Below are 15014 nucleotides of genomic sequence, written 5' to 3'. Positions count from 1 at the left end.
CCAGAGCGCCGTCTTCCAGTTCCGCTACCAGGAACGGATCCGGGCCGCCTCCGTGGCCATGAAGGACTACACCTTCAAAAACCCCGCCTACGCCCTGATGCACGAACACCAGGCCGACAGGCTCGAGGCCCAGCGGGAAGACTACCAACATTATGACTACCCCGGCCGCTTCAAACAGGATGCCAGCGGCCAGCCGTTCACCGAAAGCCGCCTGGAGGCCCTCAGGAACGACGCCACCACCGCCGACGGCCAGAGCAACCGCCCCGACTTCACCGTGGGTGCCAAGGTGGCACTCACCGAACACGACAACCCGCGCCTGAACCGGGAATGGCTGTTCACCCGCATCAGCCACACCGGGGAACAGCCCCAGGCCCTGGAAGAGGATGGCAACAACGGCGCCACCACCTACCACAACGCCTTCAACGCCATTCCCGCGGACCGCACCTGGCGGCCACAGATCCAACACCGCCCACTGATGGACGGCCCCCAGATCGCCATGGTCACCGGCCCGGAAGGCGAAGAGATCCACTGCGACGAACATGGAAGAGTCAAAGTACGATTCCCGTGGGATCGCTATTCAAAGAACGACGAACACTCAAGCGCCTGGCTACGAGTCAGCCAGGGCTGGGCCGGAGGCCAGTATGGCTTCATGGCATTACCCAGGATCGGCCACGAAGTCATCGTCAGCTTCCTGGACGGCGACCCGGACCAGCCGATCATTACCGGCCGAACCTACCACGCCACCAACACACCGCCGTACGCGCTGCCGGAACACAAAACCAGAACCACAATAAAAACCCAGACCCACAAGGGCGAGGGCAGTAACGAACTGCGGTTTGAGGACGAAGCGGACAAAGAACAGATCTACGTCCACGCCCAGAAAGACCTGGACCTGCTGACGGAGAACAACCGCACGGAAGTCATCAAAAATGACAGCCACCGAACGGTGGACAGCAACGAGTTCAGCCACATCAAGGGCGACGATCACTGCACCGTGGATGGGGAACAGCGAGAGACCGTCGGTGGCGGCTGCAGCCAGAACATCGGTGGCACCTTCCACCAGAAGTCCGCCCAGGGCACCCTCAGCGAAGCCGGCACCGAAGTTCACCACAAGGCGGGCGCCAAAGTGGTACTGGATGCGGGCTCGGAACTCACCATCTCCGCCGGCGGCAGCCTGCTGAAACTGGACCCGAGTGGCGTGACGTTGGTAGGGGCCGCTATCAAGATCAACTCCGGTGGTTCGCCGGGCAGTGGTTCGGGGCAGGGTGTGGTGATGGCGGAAATGCCGGAGGTTCTTGAGGGCGACCAGCCCCACGAGCCCGAGCAGGAGGCACTGGCAGAGGTTGAACAGCGGGAAAACGCCCCGGCCATTAATGTAGAGTCCCAGGTTGCGGCACTCAGGAAGGGGAATGCAATCTGCCCGGTTTGTGAGGAGCAAAACTCATGAATCAGGATTGCTGGCCCGTGTCGGAGTCGCCGTTTACCCATGTTCACTGGCCTGACCATCACCCTGTTGGGCTTGTCCTGGATGGTGTCGCTATCCCGGGGCTCGGTGAACAGATATACCAGTGGGCCGGTGGCCAGCCCTTTAACGCGGAGTGCCTGTACGTTGCAACCCGCTGGGAGGCGGTTTCAGACCTGTCCCCCTGGCTTGTATGGCTCAGTGGCCCGGAAGACCCGGTGCTGCAAGGGTTCCTGGAGCAGGGGGCCATGCAAGAGCAGGGGTATTTGCTGGTTTCAGCCACAGACCGTGCTACCTGTACCCGCTGGATGCGGTCCCACCTGCAGGTAGAAATGGCGCCGGGTTGTGAAGAACTGGTTCGCATTGCCCATCCGGCGCTGGCCAGGAGGGTGATCGGGGGCAACCTGCCCCGTTTCCCCACCAGGGCCGTGGATCGATTGATTGTTCCGGATCGTATCTCTGAACAGTGGCACCTTGTCGAGCCTCCGGCCGTTCAGCCAGGCAGCACAGGTGACCAGCCCGGAAAAATGATAGGCTCGCCGGACTTGAAGGGTGCTTTCGACGCCTTCAATCGGCGCAAAGGCGCACTGCAGATATGGAACAATCTGGATGAGTCGGTGCGCAACCAGTTGGGTGGCCCTGATTTGATGGATGCCTACCCGGCGCTCGGGAGAATACTGGAAGAGGCACTTGGCAGCGGGTGCAATAACTTGCGTGAGGTGATGCAATTCCTGTTCGCAACATTACCACGACAAGCCGATAGAAATGCCGTGATGGAAACGGCACCCCCATTGGATCAAGGATGAGCAATGACACGGATACAACGCCCCACTGACGACCGGACAAGCAACGATCTTTTGTGCTGGGAACAGCCAGGCACCCCCATTGATGAGCCCGCTTCATGCCCACTGCTGAAAACCGTGCACCTGCTACCCATTCGGTATGGCCGGGCGGAAGTGGCGCCCGCTGATACAGACCCCGGGTACCCTTACTCACTGACCTCCCGCCCCCTTGGCTACCGCCTCCTGAGGCATGGCTACCTTTATGTACTGGACGCGGATACCGGGGAGCTCCACGAGTATCTGCATGAAGACGGTGAACTGACGGGCCACAACGACGGCAAGCTGGAGTACCCAGTATCCCATACGCTGTACGTTGCCTTCTCGGAACTGGCATGGACAGCCCGCAAGAAAGCACAGGTACTGGACGACCCACAAGAGCGTGATGCGCTGCTGCAGAGAGTCAACCTGGCCAGCGCCTCGCCACTGAGCGGCGGTGAATACCTGCTTACCTCGGACCAGGCCAGGGAATGGGTGGCCGAATTTGCCGAAGACGGCACCCCGGAACCCCCCGAAGGCGCCCACCCGCAGGAAGGTGAACCCTACCACTGGGAGAACCAGCCTTATTACCACAAGAGCCGGTTCGGCAAGCTGATCAAGCAGCAGTCCATCGACGATGTTTCCAATTGCCTCTGCCTTGTCCTGAGGGACGACGTGGGCGTAATGCTGGACCTTGCCCAGCACCAGGACGATGTGGTGGGCTGGATCGAAAGCTGGACAAGTGAGGGAGACGACGAGCGAGACTATTTTCTTGGCACACTGATTGAGTCCATGACCCTGCAGGACGAACAGGGACTGGATGCCATGGTGGCCAATTCGGACCACCCTGCCATTGTCTCCATGGGGCAGGACCTGGAAGCCATGCCGGAAAGCGACCGTTCAAACACCCAGTCCGCATTGCTGGCAGCATTGAGACAACTCGAGGATGAAACGAGACCTGGCCCCAATGATGCGTCGCTTCCCCCTGACGTTAAATCAAGGGTTGAAGAGATCCGGAGTACAGCCAACCGGACCAACGCCTACGGCATCCTTCCCAAAATGCAGAGAGCGGTGGACGAGTGGTACCTGCGACAAGCCATGGAAGGGGCCAGGCCGGATTTTGTGGACTCCCACATAGAAGGCATTGTCGCCTTGGAGAAGGCGCATCGCGATAATCTGAAGGCGGCTCTGGAAGGGCGAGGTTTTGGCCACCGTGGAATCAACGACCTGATCGACCGTGAGGACATGGACCAGTACATGGCCGGCCAGCGTGAGAAGCTGGCCCGCTGGCAGTCGCTGCTGACGGATATAACCAGCGATCGTATTCAACTGCTGACAGACAACCGCTATCACCAGGCCGCGTGGTATTTTGACCCGGAAGACGAAGTGCAGATCGAGGCGGCGCTGGACCTGGAGTACGCCTGCCGGAAAGACATCTGCCGTTCCGACGAGGCGAGTGACGGCGTGCTGGAGTGGCTGGAACAGAACCCCCAATACAGTCTCCCCCTGTTCCAGACGCTGCCAAAGAATGACCGCTCCGAAGACGGTGAACTGGCCAAAACCTATGTGGCGGTTGGCTCCGCTGGCTACGCCGTGGTTACCAAGGCGGCGGAGTGGATCCAGCGGGTAAAAGCGGCAGAGCAGGGCAAGCTTCCGGATTATTCCCACTACTCGCAGCAAATCCAACAAAAAGCGGAGGGGGTGGGGGACACCCTCGCTCCGGCTATTGCCCGGGCCAAGGGGCGCGCTGTTGGTGAGCTCTACAAAGCCATCGACAGCCAGGCCCTACCGGAACTGGATGATCTGTTCCGGGACCTGCCGTATTTTTTCAAGCGGCGGATGCTGGACGCCATAGACCAGGGCAAGGCGGAATTCCGCTTTGCTTCTGCAAGCGAGTTGGCGACCTTCCGGGACAACCTCAGGCAGATGCTGCAACTGGATCAACGGATGAAGCAGCTTCAGAACCAGCACGATGTTGCCAAATCCACCCATGGCCATCTTTCCGAAAAAGCCCAGGGATTGGTGACTGAATTCAAGGCTACCCGCGAAGAGCACCGTGAAATCGGTAAACGCGTGGCTGCCGCCCTCAGCCCGGTTGAGGAAACCGACACCGGCCTGAAACTGGAACCGGCCACCACCGGCCGTGCCGGCATAACGTTGGTTCCGCCGCCATTGGCCCAGCAGGAAGTTGGACGACTGGTTGGGCATTTCCGGCAGGGTTTGGCCTCGGCTCCCCGGGTGAACCTTATGGGGGATGGGCTTGGGGTTTTGGTATTTGGGGTTCAGCTGGCTATTTTTGGAAATGCATTGGGTGAGCTTTTTTCAACGGATAACAAGCAGAGGAATTTGCAAGATAACCTGAAACGTCTGGGTGAAAGTTTTGGAGCCACCTCAGCATCAGGTTTTCTGGCTGCTCAGGGCATCACGGACACTGCCTATGGTGCCAGGGTACAGGCCCTGGCTGGTGCCTGGCAGCACAGTGCCTTGACTAGTGTGCATATCCGAATGGGTAAATTGCATGTTTGGCTTGGTGGTCCTGCCTATCTGTTTGGAGCTGTCAGCGCTGGAATAAGCGCCTACAAGCATCGGGAAAACTGGCTAAAGGCGGTTCAGACTGGCAATACTGAAGCCCAGGCAGGTGCAGTGCTGGGGATGGTTGGCAGTGGCGGTTTAGCGGTTACCAATATGTATGGATTCGGGCGCACCTTGAGTATGGCGCGGGCCGTGCGCCGAGCCAGCAAGGGAATCGCTCGGGCTGAAGCCTGGGCCGTTGCAGGCCGTACCTTGTCCGGTCTGTTTGCCCGCCTGAATGTGGCGGGGCTGGTGTTCACGGTTTTTGAGTTGGGCGGTACCTGGCTGTATAACCGTTACAACCTGAGCGAGCGGGATGAATGGCTGCAAACCACGCCCTGGTCACGGGAGCCTGGGCAGGTCCACAATGGCTCGCTTGACGACTATGTAGAGGCCTTTGCCCGGATTGGCAACAGTGTCACCCTTGACGAAGTGCCCAGCGAGGACGAAGAACCTTCCAGGTTACGGTTAAACTGCCATGGTTTGCCGGCGGACAGCCTGATGGAGCCTCTGGAAGGCAACGTGCCCCACCGGCTATCAATCGCCGCATGGCGCATCCAGCCGGGGCGAAGGGGGATGTTCTCCCTCCAACCGGAAACCTGGGTACCCTGTACCGGTGCCATTTTGAGTAGCCTGGAGCAGTCGGTCGATACTGGTCACCTGCAACTGGCCTTCAGGCCACCGGCCCATGAGAAGACCCGGCATGGCATCCGCACCCGGGACCTGGGCTTGATGGTCAAGCTGGAAACATTGCAGGAAGATGGAGCCTATACCGGTGCCGTTTATATGTTGAAGGTGACTCCGGACACCCAGTACCCCCTGACACCTGTGCAGGAGGCACCGAAAGCAGAGATTACTTGGTGGCGACTCCGCCAACCCCTCATTGTGACGGATGGACTTTAATGAACCCAAAGAATGCCCAGTCAGAACAGCCGCCCCGCGCGGGGCGTTCCGAGCCCTTCCCGAGTGGCCGGCTGACCTTTTTATCCCCCAGGCCCCTGCCAACCGGCCTGCCTCCGGTGGATCATGGCCATGCGGTGGGGGAAGTGAATGGCGGCTACCTGGATTTTGGAACGGGTGTAACTCCAGTGTTTGGTTGGCAGGCCACTTTGGGCATACCCTTTTTTTGCTTTTTGCTTTTTGCTTTTTTCCTCCCCTTCATTGTCTTTCTTGGAGGATTTTCTTTTGGCAATGGCTGGGAGGATGCTCTATGGGGGTGGCGAGTAACTTTTGATTATGCCTTCGAGCTTGCTTTTTGGGCCTGTAGTTTCTTCCTATTGCTCGGCCTCGGTATTTGGTACCGAGACCACCTGAAGCTTGAATCGGTAATCCCCACCCGCTTCAACCGCCAATGCCGCGAAGTGTGTTTTGTACCGGAGGGAGAGAAGACGCCGATCTTCGTTCCCTGGGAAGAGCTGGTCGCCTGGGTGACAGAAGCCCAGGGCGTTACCGAATATGGCGTGCAACGCCAGTACGGCTTTGGCATTGGCTTCTATCACCCAGCCACGGGCGAGAAATACACTCTGGAGTTTGAAACCTACGGCCAGTCCCAGGCCATCAGCACCTGGGAGGCTATCCGGGCGTACATGGAGTATGAAGTACACACCCTGAAAGAGATCCAGGACCCATTGGAACTTCAGGGGCCGGATGATCCGCCCTGGGAGGGTGTCCATGTTTTCCGCAATGCCCGCAAACGCCTTCATGAGGATTACCGGGAAGGCAAGCGGGGAGTGCTCTACCTGAGCGGCTGGTACCTGTACCACCTAATGACCTTTTGGACCCTCCCGAACCGGTTGGTGGAGTGGGAGGTCAAGAAGATCAAACGCATGAGCTGGAAAACGCTGCCCAAGGCCATGGCGGAGTGGTCTGAACCGCTACCGGAAGAGCAGTGGGCCAAACCCAGCGAGGAACTGAAGCGCCAAAGCAAGCGGGTGTTGGAACTGCAAAAGGGGGATCCCCAAAGGCCTGTCACTGAGATCTTTGCCCAGGTTTGTGAGGAGTTTTCAGGTGAGGCCTCGTTGACTGCTTGATTGGGGGGGCAAGCTGCATGTGTGGGTGGGTAGCATGGCCTAGGGTACGATCAGCGCCGCCATCGGCACCCAAGCATGCCAACAACTGGTTGTGCGACTCTCGGCATGGTGGGCAGCGGCGGGCTGGCGGTGACCAATGCCTACGGGTTTGGCCGGTCCGTCCAGATGGGGTTGGGCGTGGTGCGAGCCAGTGACGATGTCGCCAAGGCTACTGTTTGGGCCACCGCCGGCACCCCCCTGTCCAGCCTGTTCGCCCGCCTGAACATTGCCGGGCTGGTGTTCACTGTATTCGAGCTGGGGGGCACCTGGCTGTACAACCGCTACAATCTGAGCGAGCGCGACCAGTGGCTGCAGACCACCCCCTGGTCCCGGGAGCCCGACCAGGTCCACAACGGATCGCTGGAGGAGTACGAGCAGGCTTTCGCCCGGCTTGGTAACAGCCTGTCCCTGGAGAAGGTACCGGCGGAAGAGGAAGACGGTAAGGACCAATTGGTGCTGAACTGCCACGCCCTGACGGCAGAGGGGTTGATCGAGCCCCTGGGCCAGCCGGCGTCCCGGCGGGTGTGGCTCAGCGCGTGGCGCATCCGGCCGGAACGCTCGGGCTGGTTCCGTGATACCCCGGAAACCTGGGTGCGCTGTTCCCATGATATCCTGACGAACCTGGACATCCGGGACGGGAGCGGGCACCTGCAGCTGACGTTCTCGCCCCCGGACCACAGCAAGAGCGGTCCGGATCCCGAAACCCGTGACTTGGCGCTGATGGTCCGGCTGGACACCCTGCATTCGGAAGACCGGTACACCCAGGAGGTGTACATGCTCAAGGTAACGCCGGACAGTGACTGGCCAGTGACGCCCGTCCAGGAACCTCCCCAGGATAAGGAGGGCAGGACCTTCTGGTACCAGGTACGCAATCCCTTTATGGAACTGGACATCTTCGAATGACGATGGAAACGCCCAAGGCGGATATAGCGAATGCCCCCAAGGCCGGCAAGGTGGAGACTTTCCCCAGCGGCCGGCTCACCTTCCTGGCCCCTCTGCCCCTGCCCACTGGCTTGCCGCCCACGGACCACGGACATGCGGTGGGGGAGGTGAATGATCGTTACCTGGACTTCGGGGTGGGGCTACCACCGGTTTTTGGCTGGCAGATGACTCTTGGCGGCCCTTTTGGGTTGTTTTTGTTGTCTGCAGTTGTAGGTCCATTGATTGCCTTGGCCGCCGGTTTTCACTTTGGCACCAAGGAGGATGCCTTCCGTGTGTTCTGGCAAATTTTTGATGCCGGTTTCTGGATTGGCTTATGGGCGTGGGCATTTTTCCTATTGCTCAGCCTGGGCATTTGGTACCACCAACACCTCAAGTACAAAACTGTTATGCCCACCCGCTTTAACCGCCAGCGCCGCGAGGTGTGCTTCGTGCCCAAGGGCCGTAGTGAGCCTATCTTCGTGCCCTGGGAGGAACTGGTGGCCTGGGTGACCGAGGCCCAGGGGGTGACCGAGTACGGTGTACAGCGCCAATACGGCTTCGGAGTGGGTTTTCTCCACCCGCAAACCGGCGAGAAATACACGCTGGAATTCCAGACTTACGGTTTGCCCCAGGCCATCAGTAACTGGGAGGCCATCCGGGCCTATATGGAGTATGAGGTGCATACCCTGAAGGAAATCCAGGATCCGCTGGAGCTGCAAGGCCAGGACGACCCGCCCTGGGAGGGCGTGCACGTGTTCTGCAACGCCAAGGCACGCCTGCACCAGCGCCGCCGGGCCGGCGAGGTGGGCTGGTTCCATACCCTAGGCTGGTACCTCTACCACCTGATGACTTTCTGGACCATCCCGAACCGGCTGGTGGAGTGGGAGGTCAAGAAGATCAAACGCATGAGCCGGAAAACGCTGCCCAAGGCCATGGTGGAGTGGTCTGAATCGCTTCCGGAAGACCAATGGGCCAAACCCAGTGAAGAACTGACGCGCCATAACAGGCGCGTGCTGGAACTGCAAAAAGCGGATCCGCAAAAGCCGGTTACTGAGATCTTTGCCCAAGTTAGTGAGGAGTTTGTAGGTGAGGCCTCGATGACTGCGTGACCTAGCGGTAGCTGATTTTTAGAGTAGCAAGGGTGTCCAGCATAGCCGAATTGCTTAACGAGCATGGAATCGATCCGACAGAAGTCACATTCCCTTGTTCCGTTTGAGTGCTTTGATCTGTGTGCCGAAGGCCCGGGTAAAGGATACCAATTTGTGGTAATTCGGGACCAATATCAAGACGAAGTGAGCGGAGATCTGATATTCAATAACCACAGCTTACGGAACAAAGTTGAGAAAAAGGATGTGCTTGTTTTCATGCTGGTCGACAGCAGAGCCAAATCAGACATGTTTGTCGGACGCCTGGACGCAAAATAATTTGCGACTTGTCATGAAACTGCACCGTCTGCCGAAATTTCAGAGTGGTAAAGACGTGCGGTTAGTAGCAAAAACCATTAGTTGAGTTAATCGACGGGGCGGTATTGGGGAAGTCAATGATCGGTCGCTGGTTAATGAACAAAGTTCTGGATCCGCTGCCCGTTAGGCTGCAAGTCGTACTTGTTCTGGTAATAGCTAGTCTAATTGTATGGAACTATGCCTCTACTACTACAGAAACTGCTTTTGTATTGCATAATCATACAGAAAGGCCTATCTCAGAGGCTGTTGTAGGCGATATCTGGATTGGTAATGCAGCCGCTTTTAATGGGTATTCAACCGGAAGTGGTGTTATATGCTGTGCTGCAGTAGAGAAAGACAGGGTAAATGTTCAGTGAAAGCTTAGTGTTACCCAAAATCAATACGGCTCTGGGATGAGAGTAGAGGATAGGTCAAAGGAAGTTTTTGTCCCCGAACGCACTAAGGATGATTTATATCTGCATGTTCATATATATCCAGATAATGCAGTTAGACTGTTTTGGGGTGAGACGACTCAGTCCAAATTTCAAGTAATCAGAGGCAAGGTTGGCGATAGACCAATCTGGAAAGACATTGTAGTCGACTTCACTCAACACACTGCACCTTATCCCCATCCTCAACAACCAAATACCGAGCCGGCAAATCCGGCAGCGAGGTTGTAATCAACGCCTCCAATCTGCCAGACGCTCGCAGCTCGTTGAGCCCCTCGTTAAACGCTTTCAGATACCGCTCACTCTCAGGTGCCCGCCTGGACAGGATCAGGTACAAGTAATCCGATTGCAGGGGCGTGGTGTGGAAGGTGATCCTGTCGCTCAGCCCGAGCTCTTTCAGCATGCCCATGCCCACGGCGGGCTCCATGGGGAACAGGTCGATGCGGCCAGCGGCGAGTTTGCGGAAGTTGGATTCGTCGGAGGTGGTGATATCCGCGCTGATGGTGCCAGCGGCAACGGCTTCCTCGAATTCTTCACCATAGTTGTAGTCCTGGGTCAGGCCTAAGCGGTAGCTTTCAAGGTCTTTTATTTCGTCCCAGTCAAAATCCATGTTGGTGCGATGGAACAGGGCGTAGTTGTGGGCGACGATGGGGTCGCTGAAATAAAAGCGCTTCAGCAGTTCCGGGCGGCAGGTCCAGGCAACGGAGCCGTCCCACAGGCCTTTTCCCGCAAGCATACGTGCCCGGGACCAGGGGAAGAAGCCGTAGGCTACCGGTATATCCTCTTTGGCAAAGGCCAGGGTAACGATGTGCGAAATTACCCCGAAGTGGGGTGGTGTGTTCTCCATGTAGGGAGGCCAGTGTCCGTTGGTGAGCCTGACTGCCGGGGCTGCTTCATCGGCCTGAAGCGGGAGGGCGAGGGCACAGGCAATCAGCGCACCGGCAAGGGTGTTGCGGGGCTGGTTTAATAGCCGCCTGATTAACCGATTGAACAGCCGATCGTACCAGTGCGATCCCTGCGTATACATCTTTTCATCCACCAAAGGAGGTGCTGATCGGGCGGCGGTGATTAGGTCCTTACACCGCCGGGAATTGATCGCACTGAAAAATTGATGATAGTCAAAGAGTAGCAGCCGCTCAGCGTATTACAACCGGTCCGTCGTAAGGCAGGTCTAACGGTGATTGCCCCTCAGGGTTTTAACCTTTTCTTCCAGCCGTTCGGCGTTGGCCTCCTGCGCGCTCACTGGCTCACCCGCGATCAGCTCGATCCGTGACCAGAAGCGTCTGGGGAAGTGTTTCAGGGCCGGCCCGCCGCAGTGGCTGAAGAAGCTGCCCCATAGCCCTCGCAGTGCCATAGGCACCACCGGCACCGGGCGTCGCTCCAGGATGACCTCCACGCCGCTGCGGAAGGTGGCTACTTCTCCGTCGGAGGTCAAGCGCCCCTCGGGAAAGATACAGACGACATGGCCAGCATCCAGTTCCTCGTCAATGCGCTCGAAGGCTGCATCGTAAATCTCCGGCACCCGGTTGCGGGAGCCGATGGGAATGGTTTTGGCGAGCCGGAAGATGGCACCCAGTATCGGCGTTTTGAAGATCTGGTAGTCCATAACGAACCGAACCGGCCGTCTTATCGCGCCCGCGATGACGAGAGCGTCCATGTAGGTCACGTGGTTGCACACCAACAGCACCGGCCCCTCTTCCGGAATGCGGTGCAGGCCTTCGTGGCGCACCCGGTAGATGGTGTGGGAGAGCACCCAGACGATAAACCGGAGGGCAAATTCCGGCACTTGCTGGTACACGAAGCCCGCCACCACCAGGTTCATGATGGACAGCACCAGGAAGAATTCGGGGATGCTGAGGCCGATAACGCCCAGCATCAGGATGCCCATAATGGCGCTGACCACCATAAACAGGGCGTTGAACACGTTCAGGGCCGCAATAACACGGGCACGCCGTTCCTCCGGGGTTTCCCGTTGCACGAATGCGTAAAGCGGTACGATAAACAGGCCACCGAAGAAGCCAATACCCAGCAGGTCGATGGCTACCTGGCGGTGCTGGCTGTCGGTCAGGATCTTCCACCAGTCGGTCGGCACCGGGTTGGCGGGCATGTTGAAGTAGAGGTCGAGCCCGAACAGGCTGATGCCCAGAGAGCCAATCGGCACAATGCCCAGTTCGATTCGGTGGCCGGAAAGTCGTTCACAGGCCACGGACCCGAGGGCGATGCCGATGGTGAATATTGCCAGCAGCAGAGTGACGACGGTTTCATCACCCATAAGATCGGTCTGGGCGAAGCTGGGGAACTGGGTTAGGTAAGCCGCGCCAAGGAACCAGAACCAGGAGATGGCCATGATGCACAGCAGAACGGAGTGATTTTCCGCAGCCAGGCGCATCAGGTGCCAGGTTTCCCGCAGGGGGTTTAGGCGTATGGTCATGTCGGGATTGGTTGCGCCGGTAACCGGCACCTGCCGCGCTGCAAGGTAGCCGATGACTGCCAGGGCAAGGACCCCAACAGCAGCGAGTTTCTCCGGCTGGTCGCTGCCCATCAGCAGGCCTGCAGCCAGGGTGCCCACAAGAATGGCCACGAATGTCCCCATTTCCACCAGGGCATTGCCGCCCACCAGTTCGTCATCCCGGAGTACCTGGGGCAGGATGGCGTACTTTACGGGACCAAAAAACGTGGATTGCACGCCCATAAGGAACAGTAGCAACAGCAGCGACTCGTACCAGCCCAACCAGAGCCCGACGGCGGCCAGTGCCATGATGGCGATTTCCGCGAGTTTTACCCAGCGAATAACACGGGATTTTTCATACTTGTCGGCCAGTTGGCCCGCGATGCCGGAAAACAGGAAAAAGGGCACGATGAACAGGAAAGCCGCGATATTCACCACCACATCAATGGGCAGGCCCAGCAGGCCACCGGCGGTGTAAGTGATCAGTAACAGCAGGATGTTGCGGAACAGGTTGTCGTTAAAGGCTCCGGAGAACTGCGTCAGGAAGAAGGGCAGGAACCGTCGCTCGGAAAGCAGCCGGAACTGGCTGTGGTCGTCCATGATTGAAATCCATCATCGTCTTGTTGGTGTGAATTATTCTGCCACAAACCGGTTACTGAAACAGGGCGCCGGTTGCACGCGGATGCATGGCGTGCCTGTTGGTTTCAAAGATTTTCAGTTTTTTACGATTGCGGTGAGCAAGTTTGTGATTTTCGGCGTAATCTGGGTGTAATCGTTCTGGAAGTTGTTGTTTATGAGTCAGGCCAGATCCATGTCTGCCAGGGAGCCCATCAGGGAGCGCCGTCCGCAATTCTGGCAGGTGGCGAAGCGCTGTTGTCAGATCGCAGCCACGGTTGATGTGGCTTTTTTCTTTCTCTTCCATATCCTCGGCTCGCCCATTCTCGCCTGGGTAAATGTTATCAGCGTCACCATGTACGTGGTGGCCTACCGGGCACTGAGCAAAAAGCAGAACCGCCTGGCCATTGGCCTGATCTGGGCGGAAGTGATTATTCACGCCGGGCTGGGCATTGTGCTTATTGGCTGGGACAGCGGCTTTCACTACTACCTGCTGATGTTTATCCCGGCGCTGTTCGTCAGCATGGGGTTGCGGGCAGCCGTAATGTCGTTGCTCGGGCTTTGGAGTTATTACGTCGCCCTGTACCTGGTGATGTGGTTTATCGAGCCAGTGCAGCCGATTGCACCCGGGGCCCTGCTGGCCGTGTACCTGTTCAACCTGAGCGTGGTGTTCGCCATGTTCAGCTACCTCTCGTTTTTCTACCTCACCATGGTGACCACGGCGAACCGGAAGCTGCGTCGAATGGCGACAACCGATCCGTTGACAGGCCTTTTTAACCGCCGTCACATGACCTATCTGGCGGAGAAAGAGCTGGCCCGTTTTCAGCGGAGTGGTCACCCGGTCGCGTTTCTTGTGCTCGATATCGATCATTTCAAGGCCATTAATGATCAGCATGGGCACGAGGCCGGCGACCGGGTGCTTGAGGAAGTTGCCGGCATCATCAAAGCCCAGTTGCGTACCCAGGATCTGATTGCCCGGTGGGGCGGGGAAGAGTTCCTTGCCGTGCTTCCGAATACCGGACTGAACAGCGCCCAGGCCAGTGCGGAACGGGTGAGAGAGGCGCTTCTGGCTCACGACTGGTTGGCGAAAACCGGTGAGCGGATTGATATCACCCTGAGTGCGGGGGTCAGCGAGTTCCGCCGGGACGATGATCTGAATTCGGCCATCAGCCGGGCAGACCGTGCGCTCTACCGTAGCAAGGAAGGTGGCCGGAACCGGGTAGAACTGGAAGTCGTATAGGGCGGATGCGTTACTTCGTGGCGGGCAATGTCGGCCACGTACCGGGTACCACAAACAGGCGTGATGTCTCGCGCCAGTAGCCATCCTTCGGGGATGGTTCCAGTACCGCGAACAATCGGGGGATCCCGGCTGAGCGAACCACCTCCAGAGCTTCCTCCGTTTCCCGTTGGTCGGGCGCGTCCCTCTGGCGCCAGGGCCCCAGCCAGTGAGGTTTGAGCAGCGGAATCCATCTTGTGGTGTCGGCCTTGCCTGTTTCCTCCAGTCCTCCTGCCTTCGCCATTTCATCCAGGTCGTCGATGTAGAGCCAGTCACCGCGCAGGTGGCTTGGTGGAATGCTGTCGGGCGGGGCGAGTGACTTGCCAAGCGGGTAGAACAGATACCCGGGCATGAAAATTCGTGACAAGGCCGGTGTTTCTATCCCCAACGATGCGAAGAGGTTGCGGGCTTCGGGCCTGTCGGTCAATTGGCTCTGGTGGTCGGTCAGTCGCTGGGTTTTGATGTCCAGCCGGTCCCGTGCGTTTGGTCCGTACCAGAACGGCGTGTCCTGGCCCGCCTCGCTATGGCCGAGGTAGAATTTCACGGCAATTTCGTGATGCTCGACAAGGTTGTCTGCCGGATTACGGACCACGAAATCCAGTTCTCCCAGGGTAATGCCATTGCTTCTCACTGGCTGGTTCTTGAGCAGTACTTCCCAGCCGAGCAGATCCTGCATCATGCACTCGTAAAGGCGCTCGAAATAGTGCCCAAGCCGCCGTGCCGGCTGTTCCGTCAGCACGGCCGGGCCTCGGTGAGGTGCGTTATCCCAGGCTGTCAATCGCTCTTGCACATCTCCCGGTAGATAATTTTCCGGATCAAATCCCATGGGAGAGCTGATAAGCTGGGGGGCATGACACATCCACGCCAGATGGCGCACGGCTGGAACACGGTACTGGAGATGGGCTGTGGTTTCAGGGCGTTGTCTCATGGTGGCAGGATAAC

The 15014-nt window shown here is 58.3% G+C and carries 11 protein-coding genes; 8 read left to right on the top strand and 3 right to left on the bottom strand.

Annotated features, from left to right (window positions below):
- The 7 genes from NLU14_RS19385 to NLU14_RS19355 all read left to right on the top strand — a co-directional run.
- On the top strand, positions 1-1447 hold a 1447-nt coding region (locus NLU14_RS19385; protein ID WP_275709675.1), incomplete at its 5' end, for a type VI secretion system Vgr family protein.
- Positions 1444-2268 (top strand): DUF4123 domain-containing protein, encoded by an 825-nt coding sequence (locus NLU14_RS19380; protein ID WP_275709674.1) that lies wholly within the window; start codon positions 1444-1446, stop codon positions 2266-2268. The genes NLU14_RS19385 and NLU14_RS19380, both read left to right, overlap by 4 nt.
- A 3-nt stretch (positions 2269-2271) precedes the next feature.
- The gene (locus tag NLU14_RS19375) at positions 2272-5754 is read left to right on the top strand and encodes a toxin VasX (RefSeq protein WP_275709673.1); all 3483 of its coding nucleotides are present in this window, start codon (positions 2272-2274) and stop codon (positions 5752-5754) included.
- The gene (locus NLU14_RS19370; protein WP_275709672.1) at positions 5754-6881 is read left to right on the top strand and encodes a hypothetical protein; all 1128 of its coding nucleotides are present in this window, start codon (positions 5754-5756) and stop codon (positions 6879-6881) included. Before NLU14_RS19375 ends, NLU14_RS19370 begins: the two co-directional genes overlap by 1 nt.
- Before the next feature lie 75 nt (positions 6882-6956).
- Entirely contained in the window at positions 6957-7823 is an 867-nt protein-coding gene (locus NLU14_RS19365) for a hypothetical protein (RefSeq protein WP_275709671.1), read from the top strand.
- Positions 7820-8950: a hypothetical protein gene (locus NLU14_RS19360; protein ID WP_275709670.1), complete on the top strand. Its 1131-nt coding sequence runs from the start codon at positions 7820-7822 to the stop codon at positions 8948-8950. Before NLU14_RS19365 ends, NLU14_RS19360 begins: the two co-directional genes overlap by 4 nt.
- A gap of 431 nt (positions 8951-9381) precedes the next feature.
- Positions 9382-9660 carry a hypothetical protein gene (locus tag NLU14_RS19355; RefSeq protein WP_275709669.1) on the top strand — a complete coding sequence of 93 codons (279 nt, stop codon included), beginning with the start codon at positions 9382-9384 and terminating at the stop codon, positions 9658-9660.
- Between the two features lie 226 nt (positions 9661-9886).
- Here NLU14_RS19355 and NLU14_RS19350 read toward each other — a convergent pair whose 3' ends face one another.
- Both NLU14_RS19350 and NLU14_RS19345 read right to left on the bottom strand, forming a co-directional pair.
- A complete protein-coding gene (locus tag NLU14_RS19350; RefSeq protein WP_275709667.1) occupies positions 9887-10759 on the bottom strand; it encodes a substrate-binding periplasmic protein in 873 nt (290 codons plus the stop codon).
- A gap of 144 nt (positions 10760-10903) precedes the next feature.
- Entirely contained in the window at positions 10904-12781 is a 1878-nt protein-coding gene (locus NLU14_RS19345; protein WP_275709665.1) for an MFS transporter, read from the bottom strand.
- Positions 12782-12974: 193 nt separating this feature from the next.
- On the opposite strand from NLU14_RS19345, the gene NLU14_RS19340 reads away from it, so the two are divergent.
- Positions 12975-14036, top strand: a complete 1062-nt coding sequence (locus tag NLU14_RS19340) for a GGDEF domain-containing protein (RefSeq protein WP_275709663.1) — start codon at positions 12975-12977, stop codon at positions 14034-14036.
- 10 nt (positions 14037-14046) lie between these two features.
- Here the strand turns inward: NLU14_RS19340 and NLU14_RS19335 are convergent, their stop codons facing one another.
- On the bottom strand, positions 14047-15000 hold the full coding sequence (locus tag NLU14_RS19335; protein ID WP_275709661.1) for a DUF1853 family protein: 954 nt from the start codon (positions 14998-15000) through the stop codon (positions 14047-14049).
- Between the last annotated feature and the right edge of the window lie 14 nt (positions 15001-15014).

Source organism: Marinobacter iranensis (assembly GCF_029207565.1).
In the GTDB taxonomy this organism is placed as follows: Bacteria; Pseudomonadota; Gammaproteobacteria; order Pseudomonadales; family Oleiphilaceae; genus Marinobacter; species Marinobacter iranensis.
The sequence above is the reverse complement of the archived record's forward strand: the minus strand, read 5'-3'. Positions and strand labels throughout refer to the sequence as shown.